This window comes from Nocardioides maradonensis, assembly GCF_054777115.1.
Genome location: NZ_BAAHAZ010000004.1, coordinates 235486 through 252540 on the forward strand (window position 1 = coordinate 235486; position 17055 = coordinate 252540).

At 71.1% G+C, this 17055-nt stretch carries 15 protein-coding genes; 7 read left to right on the forward strand and 8 right to left on the reverse strand.

Annotated features, from left to right (window positions below; genetic code table 11):
- Window positions 1-12: 12 nt before the first annotated feature.
- Both ACYVAQ_RS06370 and ACYVAQ_RS06375 read right to left on the reverse strand, forming a co-directional pair.
- The gene (locus ACYVAQ_RS06370) at window positions 13-1545 is read right to left on the reverse strand and encodes a S53 family peptidase (RefSeq protein ID WP_460787649.1); all 1533 of its coding nucleotides are present in this window, start codon (window positions 1543-1545) and stop codon (window positions 13-15) included.
- Window positions 1546-1667: 122 nt separating this feature from the next.
- Entirely contained in the window at window positions 1668-2579 is a 912-nt protein-coding gene (locus tag ACYVAQ_RS06375) for an alkaline phosphatase family protein (RefSeq protein ID WP_460787650.1), read from the reverse strand.
- Window positions 2580-2641: 62 nt separating this feature from the next.
- Here ACYVAQ_RS06375 and ACYVAQ_RS06380 point away from each other — a divergent pair, with 62 nt between their 5' ends.
- Genes ACYVAQ_RS06380 through ACYVAQ_RS06395 form a run of 4 tightly spaced genes read left to right on the forward strand, consistent with a single transcriptional unit; the run spans window position 2642 to window position 6243 of the window.
- Entirely contained in the window at window positions 2642-3694 is a 1053-nt protein-coding gene (locus tag ACYVAQ_RS06380; RefSeq protein WP_460787651.1) for an ABC transporter substrate-binding protein, read from the forward strand.
- Window positions 3695-3735: 41 nt separating this feature from the next.
- Window positions 3736-4494 carry an ABC transporter ATP-binding protein gene (locus ACYVAQ_RS06385; protein ID WP_460787652.1) on the forward strand — a complete coding sequence of 253 codons (759 nt, stop codon included), beginning with the start codon at window positions 3736-3738 and terminating at the stop codon, window positions 4492-4494.
- A complete protein-coding gene (locus ACYVAQ_RS06390; RefSeq protein WP_460787653.1) occupies window positions 4491-5339 on the forward strand; it encodes an ABC transporter permease in 849 nt (282 codons plus the stop codon). Before ACYVAQ_RS06385 ends, ACYVAQ_RS06390 begins: the two co-directional genes overlap by 4 nt.
- Window positions 5340-5352: 13 nt before the next feature.
- Complete coding sequence (locus tag ACYVAQ_RS06395) at window positions 5353-6243, forward strand: TauD/TfdA dioxygenase family protein (RefSeq protein WP_460787654.1); 891 nt, start codon at window positions 5353-5355, stop codon at window positions 6241-6243.
- Window positions 6244-6405: 162 nt separating this feature from the next.
- Here the strand turns inward: ACYVAQ_RS06395 and ACYVAQ_RS06400 are convergent, their stop codons facing one another.
- Complete coding sequence (locus tag ACYVAQ_RS06400; protein ID WP_460787655.1) at window positions 6406-6987, reverse strand: mismatch-specific DNA-glycosylase; 582 nt, start codon at window positions 6985-6987, stop codon at window positions 6406-6408.
- Between the two features lie 21 nt (window positions 6988-7008).
- Window positions 7009-8241 (reverse strand): phosphodiester glycosidase family protein, encoded by a 1233-nt coding sequence (locus tag ACYVAQ_RS06405; RefSeq protein ID WP_460787656.1) that lies wholly within the window; start codon window positions 8239-8241, stop codon window positions 7009-7011.
- A gap of 80 nt (window positions 8242-8321) precedes the next feature.
- Here ACYVAQ_RS06405 and ACYVAQ_RS06410 point away from each other — a divergent pair, with 80 nt between their 5' ends.
- Window positions 8322-9512, forward strand: a complete 1191-nt coding sequence (locus ACYVAQ_RS06410; protein WP_460787658.1) for a site-specific DNA-methyltransferase — start codon at window positions 8322-8324, stop codon at window positions 9510-9512.
- Between the two features lie 77 nt (window positions 9513-9589).
- Here ACYVAQ_RS06410 and ACYVAQ_RS06415 read toward each other — a convergent pair whose 3' ends face one another.
- On the reverse strand, window positions 9590-11101 hold the full coding sequence (locus tag ACYVAQ_RS06415) for a WS/DGAT/MGAT family O-acyltransferase (protein ID WP_460787659.1): 1512 nt from the start codon (window positions 11099-11101) through the stop codon (window positions 9590-9592).
- A gap of 94 nt (window positions 11102-11195) precedes the next feature.
- Here ACYVAQ_RS06415 and ACYVAQ_RS06420 point away from each other — a divergent pair, with 94 nt between their 5' ends.
- Window positions 11196-12677, forward strand: a complete 1482-nt coding sequence (locus ACYVAQ_RS06420) for an FG-GAP-like repeat-containing protein (RefSeq protein WP_460787660.1) — start codon at window positions 11196-11198, stop codon at window positions 12675-12677.
- Between the two features lie 115 nt (window positions 12678-12792).
- Here the strand turns inward: ACYVAQ_RS06420 and ACYVAQ_RS06425 are convergent, their stop codons facing one another.
- Both ACYVAQ_RS06425 and ACYVAQ_RS06430 read right to left on the reverse strand, forming a co-directional pair.
- A complete protein-coding gene (locus ACYVAQ_RS06425) occupies window positions 12793-13635 on the reverse strand; it encodes an SDR family NAD(P)-dependent oxidoreductase (RefSeq protein WP_460787661.1) in 843 nt (280 codons plus the stop codon).
- A complete protein-coding gene (locus tag ACYVAQ_RS06430; RefSeq protein WP_460787662.1) occupies window positions 13632-15149 on the reverse strand; it encodes a flavin-containing monooxygenase in 1518 nt (505 codons plus the stop codon). The genes ACYVAQ_RS06425 and ACYVAQ_RS06430 overlap by 4 nt, the downstream gene beginning before the upstream one ends.
- A 50-nt stretch (window positions 15150-15199) precedes the next feature.
- Here ACYVAQ_RS06430 and ACYVAQ_RS06435 point away from each other — a divergent pair, with 50 nt between their 5' ends.
- Window positions 15200-15790 (forward strand): TetR/AcrR family transcriptional regulator, encoded by a 591-nt coding sequence (locus ACYVAQ_RS06435; protein WP_460787663.1) that lies wholly within the window; start codon window positions 15200-15202, stop codon window positions 15788-15790.
- On the opposite strand, the gene ACYVAQ_RS06440 is transcribed toward ACYVAQ_RS06435, so the two are convergent.
- Window positions 15791-17038, reverse strand: coding sequence for a peptidase C39 family protein (locus tag ACYVAQ_RS06440; RefSeq protein ID WP_460787664.1), 1248 nt, complete (start codon window positions 17036-17038; stop codon window positions 15791-15793).
- Between the last annotated feature and the right edge of the window lie 17 nt (window positions 17039-17055).

Below are 17055 nucleotides of genomic sequence, written 5' to 3' on the forward strand. Positions count from 1 at the left end.
TGTCGAGCAGTCCTACGGCTGGGCGACCAGCTGACCGATGTAGCCGGGAGCCCGCGGGGCGCCCCAGCCGGTCGTGAGGTCGTAGCCGGTGGTGGACAGGTAGCCGGTCACCGGGTCGGGCGCGACCGAGCCGTCCGCCAGGGTGTCCCACATCCGGTTGCTGTCGACCACGCCGCTCGGGGTCGTGCCGTAGCTCTGCGGCACGATGTCGGCGAAGGCGCTCGAGCGGTCGAAGCCGGCCGAGTAGATGGCCTTGTTCAGGTCACCGATCGGACCCTTGCCGGCCGCGGCGCGGGCCTGGTTGGCCACCGCCGTGAGGGCGGCTGCCTGCGGCGAGGCCGCCGACGTACCGCCGAAGACCGACCACTGGTTGCTGCCCTCGACCTCCGGGAAGAAGGTGTGGAAGACGAGCACGCCGCCGTTGACGGCCGCGTTCCACGCCAGGTCCGGTACGCCGCGGTGGTTGCCCACCACGCTCGCGACGCCGTTCTGGAAGGCCGGCCGCGGGTAGACGGTCGACAGGCCGCCGCCGGTGCCGATCCCGGCCCAGCTCTCGTTCCAGGTCGCCTCGGTGTTGCCGCCGGCGAGCCAGTTCCAGTAGGCCAGGTTGCGCGAGCCGTCCGGGTTGAACGGCACGTCCTGCTGCGGGTCCCAGGTCCACCCGTCCTGCACCTGGGTGCCGCCGACCGAGGTCACGTACGGCGACACGTTCGGGTAGCTCACCTGCGGATCCGGGGACGTCGCGGTGGCGCGGTGGGCGCGCGTGACGCCGATGCTGCCGTTGTCGCCCGACGACGCGAAGAAGGTGTCGCCCTTGGCCTGGCCACGCCGGAAGGTCTGGTCGAACTTCGCGAACTGCTGGGCCGGGGATCCGCCCGCGAAGGCCGACTCGTCGGTGCCGAAGGACATCGAGAACACCGTGCCCGCCGGGTACTTCGTGATCGCCCAGTCGATGGCCTTCATCAGGTTCGGCAGGCCCTGCACGCCCTGGGTCTCGGCGACCGGGGTCGCGAGCAGGACGATGTGCGCCTTCGGTGCCATCGCGTAGGCCCACTCGATGTCGAGGTTGGCCTCGCCCGCCCAGCCGTCGGCCGAGACCGGGCCGGACTGGCCCACGCCGTTGCCGGTCGTGGTGGTGAAGCCGGGCTGGCCGAGCGGGAAGACCTGCTCGAAGTCGGGAGCCGGGCCGCCGTAGGTGGAGGCGAAGGTCGCCAGGTCGTGGGCGGCGGTCGGCGAGCCGTAGGAGTCGACCAGGACGATGGTCTGGCCGGCGCCGTCGTTGCTGGTGGCCAGCGGGCCGAGGCCGTAGTGGGCCCGCAGCTGGTCGGGGTTGTAGCAGTGGATCGTGGTGGACACCGAGCCGTTGGGGCGGGCGCACGCGACGCCGAGCGCACCCGCGCTGCCGGTGTGGAACGCCGTCTCGGGCGCTCGGGTCACGAACGCGCCGGAGGGCGTCGACTGGTCCGCGAGAGCCGGCGGAGCGGTGGCGACCGCGAGGCCCACGGCCGCTGTCGCAGCGATCGCCGCGACTTTGGAGTGCAACATCTTCTGACCTTCCCGAAAGGGCACTGCGTGGGGATCACCATGTGCCTCCCGGCGACGCTAGACCCGGGAGATCCTCCGGCGGAAGAGGGTGATGGCAAACAAAAGCAGGCCCGAAGGGACCCTCAGCCGAAGGTCAGGCCGAAGGCGCTCAGCACCGAGGTCGCCCCGGTGGCGTGCCGCAGCGGGCGCGTGTGCGAGACCTGGGACAGCGAGCGGCTCAGGCCGTAGTGGTTCAGCGCCGTCGCGACGACCTTGCCGTGCAGCGACTTCTGCAGCACGACGGTGAGCACCTTGTTGCCCTGGTTGTGGTCGTCCTCGTCCGCCGTGATGACGATGGCCAGGCGACCGCTGGTGAAGTCGGGCCCGGCCTTGACCGCCCCCACCTTCGCGCGCAGCCACCGGTTGGCCGTGGTCAGCGAGCAGTCGTGGGCGTCGTTGCACAGGTTCGGGATGACCATGCCGACGGTGGGCAGTCGGCCGCCGGCGATGTCGCCGGCCAGCGCCGAGAGGGGTACGTCGCGACGCCCGCACGCCGACCGCTCGGCGGTGAAGTAGGCCCACGGGTTGTGCTTCACCGCGTAGCGCCCGGACGGGAGGCGGTAGCAATTGGCCGGCATCGACTCGGCGTACAGCTTCGCGGTGTGGCCGCTCGCCAGCGCGCGACCGAACACCGAGGCACCGCTCAACGGGTGCGAGGACGGGGAGGCGTCGTCGGCCACGCCGAACGTCGAGCCGCCCGCGATGGAGAGGTAGTTGGGCAGCGAGGGGTGCCGGATCGCGTGGTAGTCGGTGGTGTGGCCGTAGGTCAGCGCCTGGTCGTAGACCCAGGGCATCCCGGCCCGCATCTGCGACATCGAGTGGTTCTCGACGACGAAGACGAGCACCTTGGTGACCTGGTTCGCGGGTGGCGTCGTCCGCTGGTGGGTCGGCGCGGCCGCCTGCTCCGCGACGCTGTGCGGTGAGGTGCCGCAGCTGGCGGTCAGGGCCACGGCGGCGGCCAGGCTGAGGATCGTGCGCAGGACCGGTCGGCTCATGTCTCGACCCTACGGGGCGTGCCATTCTTGCTTAAGTGGAGCGGATTACTTATGTTTGACGGGTGAGCTCCTTCCTCTCGGGACGCAGGCCACGCCTGCTCCCCGTCCTCAGCGTCCTGACCATGCTCGGCCTGTCCGCCTGCGGTGCGGCGAGCGGTGCCTCCGGCTCCGACATCGGCATCGGCTACTTCCAGAGCGCCACGATCGGTTCCGAGGTGCTCGTCGCCGGCAACAGCGACCTCGCGGGCAAGGTCGGCTCCCCGATCAAGCTGACGCCGATCGACTCCGGCGTCGCGGGCCTTGCCGAGCTGCGCGGCGGTGCGTTCCCGTTCGTGTCCGGCGTGGGCAACCCGCCGGTGGTGGGCGCGATCGCGCAGGACACCCCGCTCAAGGTCGTGTACGCCGAGTACTTCGACGCCGCCCAGCTGATCGTCCCGTCCTCGGTGACGTCGAACGACCAGCTCGCCGGGAAGACCGTCGGCGACCTCCAGGGCTCCTCGGAGGACTTCGAGATCCGAGGCTGGCTGGAGAAGCAGGGCCTCGCCGACAAGGTCAAGGTCGTGGGCTTCCCGAGCGAGGCGGCGGTCGCGGCGGCGTACAAGGCACACCGGATCGACGCGGCGTACGTGGAGATCGCGCAGGCCCTCGACCTGGTGAAGAACGCCGGCGGACGCACGGTCGTCACTGCCGAGCAGATCGCCAAGCTCGGCTACCCCTCGCTCAACGTCCTGGCCGTGACCGAGTCGTACGCCGCCACGTACCCCGACCGCGTGCAGGCGCTGGTCTGCCAGGTGATGCGGGCGCAGACGCTGGTGGCCACGCCCCAGGCCGACCAGTACATCGCGAACGGCGCGCACCTCGTCGGCGCGACGCCCGACGAGGCGGTCGCCGCGACGAAGGTGATCCCGTGGGTCAAGGCCTCCGACGAGCTGTCCTGGTTCACCGGGCCCTCGGGCGACGTCGCGGACGGCAGGATCGCGAAGGCGTACGCCCTGACCGCACAGTTCCTCAAGGACCAGGGGCGGGTCACGACCACCCCGACGGCGCAGCAGATCGCCGACCACCTCGACGCCTCCTACGTGAAGAAGGCGCTGCAGGACGGGTGCGCCAAGTGACCGCCGCGACCGTGGCGGCGCGATCGCGCACGGATGCCCTGGTGTCCGTCCGGGACGTCACCAAGACCTTCGCCGGCCGCGGCCGACGCCAGACCCGCACCGCGCTCGACGGCTTCGACCTCGACGTCCGCGAGGGCGAGTTCCTCTGCCTGCTCGGGCCCTCGGGGTGCGGCAAGTCGACGCTGCTCGACATGCTCGCGGGCTTCTCGCGACCGGACGGCGGTCGGATCACGGTCGACGGCGACCCCGTCGTCGGCCCGGGCCCCGAGCGCGGCGTGCTGTTCCAGACGCCCCAGCTGTTCCCGTGGCTGTCGACCCGCGACAACGTGCTCTACGGCCCCCGGGCCCGGCACCAGCTCGATGCCGACGTACGCCGCCGGGCTGACGACCTGCTGCGGACCGTCGGCCTCGACGGCGCCGCCGACGCCTACCCGCACGAGCTGTCGGGCGGGATGCGGCACCGGGCCGCCTTCGCCCGGGTCCTCATCAACCGCCCGCGCCTGCTGCTCATGGACGAGCCGTTCGGTGCGCTCGACGCGATCACCCGGGTGGCGATGCAGCGGTTCCTGCTGCACCTGTGGGAACGGGACCGGATCACGATCGTCTTCGTGACCCACGACGTGGAGGAGGCCGTGTTGCTCGGTGACCGGATCTGCGTGATGACGGGCAGCCCCGGCCGGTTGCGGGCCACCTTCGAGGTGGACCTTCCCCGACCGCGAGACCTCGACGTCGTCGACACCCTCGAGTTCGTCTCCCTCAAGCGCCAGGTGCGCGAGGCCCTCGAAGGGCCCGTGTCATGACGGCCCAGGTGACCGACCGCGTCGGCGCCGTCCCGACGGGCCGCGCCGAGCCGGCCGGGGTCACGCGCCAGCGCCGGTTCTCCTGGTCGCGCATCGGCTGGGGCGCTGCCGGCGTCGCGCTCGCGCTGGGGCTGTGGCAGCTCCTGGCCGTGGTCAAGGGCGATCCGGTCATCCTGCCGACCGTGCCGGCGACGGCCCACACCTTCGTCGAGTACCTCGGCACGCGCTACCCGGCCGGCACCGGCGAGACGCTGTGGGGCCACGCCCTGGTGAGCGTCGTCCGTATCCTCGCCGGGTGGGGAGCGGGCGTGCTGCTCGGCGTCGCCATCGGCGGCGTGATGGCGTCGGTGCCGATCGTCCGGCACCTCATCGACCCGCTCATCGAGCTCAGCCGGCCGTTGCCGCCCCTCGCCTTCATCCCGCTGTTCATCGTCTGGTTCGGCATCGGCGAGACCGCGAAGTTCCTGCTGATCGTCGTGGGCGTGGTGCCGATCATGATCATCGCCACCGTCTCGGCCCTCGACGGCGTACCCAAGGAGCTGGTGCAGGCGAGCCGCGCCCTCGGCGCGTCGCCGCTGTGGTCGCTGCTCACCGTCCGGCTCCGGGCGGCCGTCCCGGGCATCATCACCGGCACCCGCCTGGCGATGGGGGCGGCGTGGACGAGCATCGTCGCCGTCGAGCTGATGGCGGCCACCCGCGGCCTCGGCTACCTCATCAACAACGCCGGCGTGAACCTGCAGACCAGCCTCGTCCTGAGCGGCATCGTCACGATCTCGATCCTCGGCATCACCTTCGACGCGCTGCTCCGCCTGCTCCACCACCGACTCGACCCCGCCCACCGCTGAAAGGACACTCCCCATGAGCGTCGACGCCCTCACCCCCACGACCGACCCGACCGGCCCCACCGCTGACCTCACCCTGGACCGGCTCGGCCCCACCCTCGGTGCCGAGGTCCTCGGTCTCGACCTGCGTCGGGCCACCGACGCCGAGATCGGCGCCCTGCGCCAGGCACTGGTCGAGCACAAGGTGCTCTTCCTGCGCGGCCAGGACCTCAGCGACGACGACCAGGTCGAGCTCGGCCGGCGCCTCGGCTCGGTCACGGCCGCGCACCCCGTCGTCCCCGGCCTCGACGCCGCGCACCCCGAGATCTACAACATCGACTCGGCCGACCCCGAGTTCAGCTTCTCCGACGTGTGGCACACCGACGTGACCTTCATGGAGGAGCCGCCGCTCGGGTCGATCCTGCGGGCCGTCGAGCTGCCGCCGACCGGTGGCGACACCAGCTGGGCGGACAGCCAGGCGGCGTACGACTCGCTCTCCGAGCCGGTCAAGGAGCTGGTCGACGGGCTCACCGCCGTCCACGACGGCAACCGCGAGTGGGGTGCGTTCCTGCGCCGCCACCAGGGGATGGGCAACGAGTGGAACGGCAGGAAGATCACCGAGATCCCGCCGGTCGAGCACCCCGTCGTGCGCGTCCACCCGGAGTCGGGCCGCAAGGGTCTGTTCGTCAACCCCGGCTTCACCTCGCACGTCGTGGGTGTCTCCGAGGCGGAGAGCCGCGGGATCCTCGACCTGCTGTACGCGCACCTGACGAAGCCCGAGCACGTCGTCCGCCACCGGTGGCGCGCCGGCGACGTGGGCATCTGGGACAACCGCAGCACCGCCCACTACGCCAACCGCGACTACACCGCGCAGCGCGTCATGCGGCGGATCACCCTGAAGGGTGACCGACCGGTCGGGCCGCGCTGATCGCTAGGGCATGTCTCCTTACTCAGCGCCGTAGCGAGCGGCGTTTGCGGCCGATGCGGCAACGGAGACGCGACGGCATGCTGGATCGCACGTCGATCGGCTCCAACGAAGCCGCATCGAGTCGGAAACGTCGCGTAGTAGGCGGTGAGTAAGGAGACAGCCCTAGAGGAGCCCGGCCGCGCGGCCGACCTCGGCGTACGCCACGGCGAGCGAGGCGACGGTCTCGTGGGCGTTGAGCCCGCTCGGGTTCGGCACCACCCACAGCTCGCTGCCGGCGAGGTCCTCGGGCTGGCGTCCCATGACCGCCTTCGGCCTCCGGAAGGCGCTCCGGTACGCCGTGATGCCAGCGACCGCCACCACCCGCGGCCGCCGCTCGGCGACGAGTGCCGTCAGGGCCTCGCCGCCGAGCAGCAGCTCCTCGGTCGACAGCTCCGAGGCCTTCGCGGTCGCGCGGTGGACGAGGTTGGTGATCCCGATCCCGCGCCCGCGCAGCACGTCGCGCTCGGCGTCGGTCATCCCGTCGGCGGGGTCGATCGGCTCGGTGATCACGCCGGCCTGCAGCAGCGCCGGGTAGAACCGGTTGCCCGGGTGCGCGAAGTGCGTCTGCGTGGCCGCGGTCCACAGGCCGGGGTTGATCCCGACGAACAGCAGCCGCAGCTCCTGCCCGGGTGGCGGCAGCAGGTCCGGGACGACCGCGTCGCGGTAGGACTCGAGCTCCGCTCGGGAGAAGGTACGCCGGGCCACGCGGACCAGTCTCCCAGCGGCTCAGTGGTGCTTCGTGCGCGGCTTCCGGTAGGTGACGGCCAGCGCGTTGCCGACCTTGCGCGGGACCCCGTCGGACGGCGAGTTGAGCACCCGCTGGTTGTCGCCGGTGCCGGCGACGAGCGTGGTGGAGCCGCCGCCGTCGAGGTTGAGCGCGCTCGTGCAGCCGAGCATCCGCAGCCGGCGCGCGAGCTCGACCATGGTGTAGCCGTCGCTGAACTCCTGACGCCCCTCGACGGTCAGGAAGAAGACCCACTTGTGCGCCGGGTTGATGCCGACGGCGGTGCGCGGGTTCAGCTGGGTGTCGTCGGTGGCGACGATCCGCCCGCGCTCGATGAGGAACGCGTTGCCCGTGATCGCGGTCCGCGGCCCACCCTGGACGGTCGCCCGCACCCAGAGCTTGTGCCCGACGCGGAGCCGGTGCAGGCGGCGTACCGCCGCGGCGCCGCGCGCCACCAGGTACTGCCCGACGATCCGGTTGCCGGCCTGGAACCCGCGCCGGATCTCGACGACGCGGTGGTTGACCACGTGCGCCATCGCGATGTCCTTCTTCTGCCACTGCACCCACGCGTAGCCGCCGGTCTTCCCCCAGCGGTGGTCGTAGACGCCGATGCCGCCGGGCCGGACCTGCGGCGAGTTGAGGTTGGTCAGCCCGAGGTGCGGGTAGAGCGGCGCGGTCAGGGTCAGGTCGCGGGTGGCGATGTGCGGGACGCCGTACTTGTTGACGTAGAAGGCGGAGTTCCAGCCGGAATTGATGCCGTGCTCGACCTTCCTGCCGACCACGCCGAGCCCGAGCGGCGCCCCGGTCTCACCGATGTCGAAGAAGTCGCCGTTGACGCTGACCACCGCGCGCGGGGTGTTGTGCGTCATCCAGCGCACCGTCTGCACCTGGCCGATGTGCGGGGGCTGCGCGAGCGTGAAGGCGACGCCGGGCGTGCTCCAGTGGATCCGGGTGACGTAGTAGCGGATGCTGCGCGCCCCGATCTGCTGCTGGTACGACGACACCCGCACCCCCGGCCGCACGAAGTACTGGTAGCGGGTGATCGTGCGGCGCACCGGCCGCGCGTCCGGCCGCAGCGTCGGTCGGTCCGGTCCGACGACCCGGTCCGAGGTCTGCCAGCGCTCGCCGTAGGACGCCCCCGGACCGTGCGGGTGCGGCGTCGGGACGGTGGTCGCCGAGGCGGGCGCCAGGGTCAGGGGAAGGGCACAGCACAGCAGCGCGGGGAAGAGACGCATGCGCTCCACCGTAAGGAAATCGCCCGCCCGGATCGGGGAGATTCCGCGGTGTGGGGGCCGATTGCGGCGAAGATGGCGACGTGCACGAGCCGTGGAACACCTTCGTCGAGGGCGACAACCTCGACGTGCTCGGCCGGCTCGAGCCCGCGTCGTACGACCTGATCTACCTGGACCCGCCGTACAACACCGGCAACGACTTCGCCTACCGCGACGCGTTCCGCGGCCGCCACGGCGAGGGCCGCGAGGGCAGCCATGCGGCCTGGCGCGCGTTCATGCGGCCGCGGCTGGAGGCGGGCCGGCGCGTGCTCGCCGATACCGGCGCGATCGCGGTGAGCATCGACGACCACGAGGTGGCGCACCTGCGCCTGCTGATGGACGAGGTGTACGGCGAAGCGGGCTTCCTCGCCCAGGTGGTGGTGAACCTCAACCCCAAGGGCCGCCAGCTCGGTGGTGGTTTCGCGACGTCGCACGAGTACCTCCTGATCTACGCGCGCGATCCGGCCCGCTGCGTGCTCGACCCGTCCTCGGCATCGTCGGTGGTGGAGAGCGACTTCCCGCTGACGGCCGAGGACGGGCGGCGCTACCGGCGGCTCCCGCTGCGCAACACGAACAAGCGATTCAACCCGCTGACCGCGCCGACGCTGCACTTCCCGGTGTGGGGGAACCCGGAGACCGGGGAGGTGCGCCTCGAGCCGTTCGCAGGCGCCGTCGAGATCAAGCCCGTCTTCGGCGACGGCAGGCCGGCGGTCTGGCGGTGGTCGCCGCCGCGGATCGGGGAGCGACCCGACGACCTGGAGTGCCGCTGGGTCCGGGGGGCCGGTGGCCGCCGGCCCGACGTGTTCCAGCGCGACTGGCGGCACCCGGTGGGCGGGCGCCGCAAGAAGCTGCGCACGATCTGGCTCGCCGAGGAGATCGGGTCGACCGACACCGCGGTGGCCGAGGTGAAGTCGCTCATCGGGCCGGTCTTCGCCTCGCCGAAGCCGACGGGCCTGCTGCGCCGGATCATCGAGACCATGCCGTCGGACGCGCGGGTCCTCGACTACTTCGCGGGCAGCGGCACCACCGGCCACGCGGTCGCGCTGGCCAACCTGGCCGACGGGGGTCGGCGCACCTGCCTGTCGGTGAACTCGGCCGAGCCCGTCGTCCCGGGATCCAGCGCCGACGTCGCCGGCTACGCCACCGTCTCCGCGATCACCCGGGCGCGGTTGCGGGCGGTGGCGGAGCGGGTGGGGGGCGGCTTCGCGGAACGTCAGATTTCACAAGGGATGTAGGAAACCCTGCACTTCCCAGCCGCTGCAGAGGCGGGGAAGCGCCGACTTCGCTACATACCTTGGGAAATCTGCACCACCTAGAGACCCGCAGCCTTCTCCAGCGCCGCCACCTCGGTGTCGAGGTGGGTGAGCAGCCGCTGCAGGTGCGGGACGGTACGCCGGCAGCCGGTCAGGCCGAAGCCCATGTTGCCGTCGTACGACGTGCAGGTGATGTTGAGCGCCATGCCGTTGATCGGGATGGAGACCGGGTAGTTGCCGACCATCTTGGCGCCGTTCCAGTAGTGCGCGGTGCGCGGGCCGGGGACGTTGCTGATGATCAGGTTGAACGGCGGCCGCACGAACCCCTGCATCTTGAGGATCGGCTGGATCATCGCGGGCGCCATGCCGAGCGCACTCATGGCGACGATCTGGGTCGGCGTCATCGAGGAGAGTGCCTCCTTGCCGTCCTTCATCGACTTGTGGATCGCCTTGAGCCGGTCGGCGGGGTCGGGGAGGTCGGTGGCCAGGCGCACCATCACCGAGCCCACCGCGTTGCCGCCGCTCGCCGACGCCGTGCCGGCCTCCTTGGCCTTCAGGCCCACCGGCACCATCGAGACGAGCGGCTCGGTCGGGAGGGCGTCGAGCTCCATCAGGTAGGTCCGCAGCGCACCGCTGCACATCGCGAGCACGATGTCGTTGATGGTGGTCCCGGTCGCCTTGCCGATCCCGCGCAGCCGCTCGATCGGCCAGTCGTCGGCCGCGAACCGGCGTGAGCCGGTGATGTTCTGGTTGAAGATCGTGCGGGGCGCGGAGAGCGAGAGTGCCGAGGTCTCGTTCTTCATCCCCTTGCGCAGCGTCTTCACCAGCGCGAGCGGCATCCCGGCCGCCTCGGCGCTGATGCTGAGCGCGGTGCGGACCACGTCGGCCGGCAGGTCGGCGATGGTCCGGGCGGCCGCGCCCGCCGCTCCGGTGGCGACCTCGGCCACCGCGCCCGCGGCGCCGACGGCGGCCTCGGACACCGTCGCCGCGTCGGTCTGCTCGGGCTCGGCCGGCCGGCGGCGCCCCGCCGCACCCTCCGCGAACGGCGCGAGCATGTGACGCCGGTCGGGGTCGGTCGACAGCACGCTGGCCAGCAGCCGGTTGGCCGAGATGCCGTCGACCAGGGCGTGGTGGATCTTGGTGTACATCGCGACCCGCCCGTCGGCCAGGCCCTCGATCACGTGCAGCTCCCACAGCGGCCGCTCCCACGCGAGTCGCGTGGAGTGCAGCCGGCTGACGAGCTCGAGCAGCTCGCGGATGCGGCCGGGCTGGGGGAGCGCGTTGTGCCGGACGTGGTGCTCGATGTCGAACTGCTCGTCGTCGCGCCAGACCAGCTGGCCCGCCGTACCGACGGAGCGGTAGGGGTGCTTGAGGAAGAGCGGGGCGATCGTCTCGGTGTCCCGCATCGACTCGAACATCTCGCGCACGAACTCGGGCCCGGCGCCGTCGGGCTTCTCGAACAGCTGCAACCCGGCCACGTGCATCGGCTGGTTGCGCGTCTCGGCGAGCAGGAAGGCCGCCGAGGTGGGATCGATGGGACGGACGGACGGGAGGGACGGGAGCGAGACCACGAGGAACCTTTCGCAGCAGTGGCCTGCATCCTCCCGCCCCTGCCACACCCCCACAAGGGTTTCGGTGCAGGTCGCCGTGGGGCAGAGAGGAAGCGTGAGTGACTTCTCGACGCCCGCAGGCTGGTACCCCGACGGTGACGGGTGGGAGCGCCGGTGGGACGGAGCCGCCTGGACCGACGAGCGTCGCCGTACGACGCCGACCCCGCCACCTGCCGCGCCGCCGGTGCCGCCGGTGCCGCCGACGGCTCCTCCGACGGCTCCTCCGACGATGGCCCCGCCGGCGTACGCGGCGCAGGGCTGGGGTCCGCCGGTCAGCCCACCCCAGGCCTGGGGACCTCCGCAGGGCTACCCCCAGCAGCCGTTCGTGCCGCAGCAGCCGCCGCGCGCGAAGCGGCCCGTCGGGCTGTTCGTCGCGCTCGCCGTCGTGCTGCTCCTCATCGCGGGCACCGGCGTCACGCTCGCGATCCTGCACCCGTGGTCGAAGGGTGGGGCCGACGGCACGACCACCGCGGACAAGCCGACCACGGTGGTCGGCGACCTCGACGGCGACGGGCTCGGCGACGTCCGCGCCGTCATCGAGGACGGCTACGACAACCACCGCCAGGTCACCGGCATCAGCGACGGCCACCGGTTCAAGATCTCCACGCTGTCGGTCACCGGCGACAGCGGCGACACCGTCGTCCTCGACTTCAACGGCGACGGCACACCCGACCCCGTCACCTACCAGTACGACGAGGAGGCGCAGGACCTCTCGCTGTCCTCGGCCTCGCCGGGCTTCAAGATCACCTCGGCCATCCCGATGTCCTTCTCGACCCTGCGCCAGTACAGCGATCCCAAGGTCCAGGTCCAGACCGGCGACTTCGACGGCGACGGCAACGCCGACCTGCTCATCGCGGGTCAGCACAACCAGACCGTGGACGTCTACGTCATGCGCGGCCACGGCGACGGCAGCTTCGACAACCCGAAGAAGTGGGTCTCCCTGCCCAACATGCTCATCTCGCAGGCCCACGTGCTGGTCGGGGACTTCGACGGGGACGGCAGGACCGACGTGTGGGGCGTGATGTCCACGGTGCCGCTGACGCGCAAGGACTACGTGCGCGGCTACATCTACGAGAACCTCGGCACCACCGTGCTGAAGTCCACCGGTACGTCGTTCTCGCCGCCGCACGTGGTCCCCGCGTCCGAGGGCGCCGCGCTCTACAGCATCGACGCCGCCATCGCCGGCGACGTGACCGGCAGCGGCCGCGACTCGCTGGTCGTGCTCGACTCCAACAGCTACGACAAGGACCTGACCGTCACGGCGTACAACGCCTCCACGGGTGGTCTGGTCCCCGAGAGCGACATGACCGAGACCGAGACCGGCATCGGCGACCGCGACCTGGTCGGGGCCGTGGCCACCGACGTCGACGGTGACGGCGACGCCGACATCGTCTACCTCGCGAAGAACTACGACGCCTCGCGGTTCTACGGATTCCGGGTGATCCTCTCCGACGGCCACCGCTTCGCGGCGTCGACCGCCTGGGGCGACCTGCCGGCCTGCCAGGACCACTACTGCGAGCTGCAGTCGATGAGCTGAGCCGGTTTCGACACGCCGCTCGCCGGCGCTCGCGGCTACTCAACCAACGGAGACTGTCGCTGGTTGAGGAGCGCGAGCGCGGAACGAGCGAGCGCGTATCGAAACCAGCTGCCGGTCAGACCGCCTTCGCCTTGGCCGGGAGGATCCGCTTCGAGACCTTCGCGATGATGTCCTCGTAGCGCGAGCCGGTGAACTTCTGGAAGTTGTGCAGCGCGTGAGCGTCCAGGCCGACGAGCACCCGGGCCTGGTTCTTCAGGATGCCCTTGACGATGATCTCGGCGGCCCGCTCGGGCGTCATCTTCGCGAGCTTCTCGTCGAACAGCTTGGCCGTGGCCGCCTTGTCCTCCTTGTCCGAGACGCGCGCGTTGCGGGCGATCGCGGTCTTGATGCCGCCGGGGTGGACGACGGTGACGCCGACGGGATGACCCGCGATGAGCATCTCCTCGCGCAGCGCCTCGGACATGCCGCGCACCGCGAACTTCGTGGCGTTGTAGGCGCTCTGGCCGGGCATAGCGAGCAGGCCGAACAGCGAGGACAGGTTGACGACGTGGCCGTCGCCGGAGGCGATCAGGTGGGGCAGGAACTCCTTGGTGCCGTGCACGACGCCCCAGAAGTTGATGCCGACGATCCAGTCCATGTCCTGGTAGGTCAGGTCGTTCAGGTCGCCCGACAGCGCGACGCCCGCGTTGTTGATGACCACGTTGACCCGGCCGAATTCCTCGGCCACCGAGGCGGCGTACGCCGCGAACGCGTCCCGGTCGGCCACGTCCAGCTTGTCGGTGCGCACGCTCTTCGCGCCGGCCTTCGCGGCGAGCTGCCGGGTCTCCTCGAGGCCGGCCTCGTTCACGTCGGAGAGCGCCAGGTGGCCGCCCTTGCCCGCGATGTTGATCGCCAGCGCTCGGCCGATGCCGGAACCGGCACCGGTGATGACGACGACCTTGTCGTTCAGGGACTTCATGCGGGGACTGCCTCTCGTTCGGTGATGGGCGTGACGTCGTACTTGTCGATGTCGAAGGTGCGCAGGTGCTGGCGGAAGGTGAAGGTCTGGCCCGGCCAGAGGGTGGTGTTGTTGCCGAACTTGTCGAGGTACCACGACGCGCAGCCGCCGGTCTGCCAGACCGTGGGCTTCATCCGGCGCCGGATCTCGGCGGTCCAGGCGTTCTGGGCCTCCCGGGTGGGCTCGACCGCCGCGACGCCGTTCGCGCGCATCGCCTTGGCGGCCTCCACGACGTACCGGACCTGCGACTCGATGATGAAGATCATCGAGGAGTGGCCCAGCGCGGTGTTCGGGCCGACGACCTGGAACAGGTTGGGGAAGCCGTGGATCGTCGTGCCCTTGTACGCCGCCATGCCGGCTTCGTCCCAGACGTCGGCCAGGGTGCGGCCGCCGCGACCGGTGATGTGCTGCGCGATGGGCGGCTCGGTCACGTAGAAGCCGGTGGCCACGACCAGCACGTCGATCGGCCGCTCGACCCCGTCGGCGGTCACGACCGCGTTGCCGGTGATCTTGGCGATCGGGTCGGTGACCAGGCCGACGTTGTCGGCGTCGAGCGCGGGGTACCACTTGTTGGAGATCAGGATCCGCTTGCAGCCGGCGCGGTAGGACGGCGTGACCTTCGCGCGCAGCTCGGGGTCGCTGATGCCCTTCGCGATGTTCTTCTTCCCCTGCATCTCGACCGCGCGCATCGCCTGCGGGAAGCGGGCGAACGCCGGCACGCGTGCCTCCAGGGTGCCGTAGACGAACGAGCGCAGCGCGCGCTGGGCGCCGGGGACGTGCCGGAAGACGGCCTTCTCGAACGCGGAGAACGCGCGCTCGTTGCGCGGGATGATCCAGTTCGGGGTGCGCTGGTAGACGTCCATGTGCCCGACGACCTTCTGCAGCTCGGGCACGAGCTGGATCGCCGAGGCGCCGGTGCCGATGACGGCGACGCGCTTGCCGGCGAGGTCGACGTCGTGGTTCCAGCGGGCCGAGTGGAAGATCTCGCCCTGGAAGGTGTCGATGCCGTCGATCTCGGGCAGCCGCGGCTCGGAGAGGCCGCCGGCGCCCGCGATGACGGTGCGGGCGGCGTACGTGGTGCCGGGCACGCCGGTGGTCGACCGCGTCGAGACGATCCAGCGCTGCTGGTCCTCGTCCCACGTCGCGTCCTCGACTGCCGTGCCGAAGACGAAGCGGTCCAGCGTGCCAGAGTCCTCGGCCACCTTGCGGGTGTACTCCCAGATCTCGCGCTGCGGCGAGTAGACCTTCGACCAGCTCGGGTTGAGTGCGAAGGAGTAGCTGTACAGCTGGCTCGGGACGTCGCACTCGGCACCCGGGTAGGTGTTGATGTGCCAGGTGCCGCCGACGTCGCTGTCCTTCTCGATCACGACGAAGTCGCGCTCGCCGGCCTCGTTCAGCTTGATCGCCGCACAGAGCCCGGCGAATCCGGCGCCGACGACGAGGTGGTCGACCTGCGTGGTGGTGGGAGTGGGCATGCGGAGGACGGTATTGCGGTTATTGAACAAGTGTCAATAGAGTGGTCCGCGTGACGACCACCACCCCGCGGACCCGGCTCAGCCCGGAGGAGCGCCGCACCCGGCTGCTCGAGCTCGGGGTGCGCCTGTTCAGCTCGCACACCATCGAGGACATCTCCATCGACCTGGTCATGGCCGAGGCGGGGGTGTCGCGCGGCCTGATCTACCACTACTTCGACGGCAAGCAGGGCTACCGCGAGGCGGTGGTGCGGTACGCCGCCGACGACCTCTTCGACAAGACCGCCCCGCCCGAGGGCGGCGAGCCGCTCGAGCGCCTGGCCGCCTCGATCACGGCGTACGTCGACTACGTGGTGGCCAACGAGGCCGGCTACCGCTCGCTCGTGGCCGCGGCGGCGGGTGGCAACGAGGTGATGCGCGCGATCTACGACGAGACGTTCGAGGCGATGGGGGAACGCTTCTTCGCCGAGGGCCCGACCATCGACCTCGCGGACACGCCGGCGGTCCGGATGATCATCCGCGGCTGGCAGGCCATGGCCGAGAAGCTCGTCCTCGGCTGGTGCGCCGACCCCGAGGCGATGAGCCGCGAGGAGCTGCTCACCGTCATCACCGCGTCGCTCCCGACCCTCATCGACCTGGTCTGATCACCAGTTCGACCAGTCGCCCGCGGGCAGCGGGTGGGCGGGGTCGCGGATCACGTAGGCCATGCCGCCGGACGCGTTCAGCCAGATCCGCTCGAACTGGGCACGGTCGTAGGTGCGGCGCACGCCGGCATCGGTGGAGGCCGCGGGGTCGTTGACCACGACGTCGCCGGTGCGGGTGAAGCCGACGACCACGATCAGGTGGCCGTTCGAGGCACGGATCGGGGAGCCGCTCAGCTCGCCCGGCCCGAACGCCACCGACACCACGAGCGGGATCCTCGCCGCGATGAACCGGCCCGCCTCGCGCAGGCTGCGCAGCCGGGTCACGAAGGCGGAGCCGGTCCGCTGGCCGGCGTAGGCGGTGTTGAACGGCCAGTTGCCGGTGCCGTCGTAGCGGGGGTCGAAGGTGGAGCGGGCGGCGAAGTCGACCCAGGGGGCGGCGTACGCCTTGTTGACCCAGGCGTACGCGCTGGGGCGCGGGAGCTTGCCGTAGTAGCCCAGCACCATGCTGGTCGAGGTCGGCGAGCACCAGGCCTCCCCGCCACCGCCCCACTGCGGGTACTCGCCCTCGTGGATCATCTGCGAGTAGCGCGGCACGGGCAGGACGATGCCGTCGCCCGGGCCCGGCCGCGACGTCGCGCCCGCCGTCGCGGGCAGCCGCGAGGTCATGCCCGCGACCAGGTCCACGTCGGGCGTAGCGGTGGTGCCGGGGCGGCGCATCAGCGACACCTTGAGCTGGTACGACGCCAGCCCGGCCGACTTCCACGTGTCGACGTCGACGGTGGTGCCGTCGTCGGGCTGCGACGGGAAGGAGGTGCGGGTGACGTAGCGGTCGCCCGAGGCCCAGCGGGCCAGCGTGTCCCAGGAGGTCTCGGTCGCGGCTGCCGTGCGCCCGCGGACCTGGACCTCGAGCCAGGAGTCGCCCGGGGTGCGGGCCACCCACGACGCGATCAGCTGGGTGAAGCTGAAGCCGGGTCGGCGCCAGTTGGAGGTCCAGGTGGCGGCGTCGTACCGGCGGCCACCGAGGTAGCGGGCGCCGGTCGCGTGGTCGAACACGAGCCGACCCTGGCGCACGACGAGCCCGTCGAGGGTGCCGTTGCCGAGGGCCGCGGAGGTGTCCCACGCGTGCAGGTCGATCTGCCGGGGCTGGGCCGTCGTCATGCCGAGCACACCCTCCGGCCGCGACCCGCAACCCGAGAGGAGCCCGAGAGCGGCGATGGCGGCGGCGATTGAGGAAACGGCCCTGCGCACCACCTCACCCTAGACTT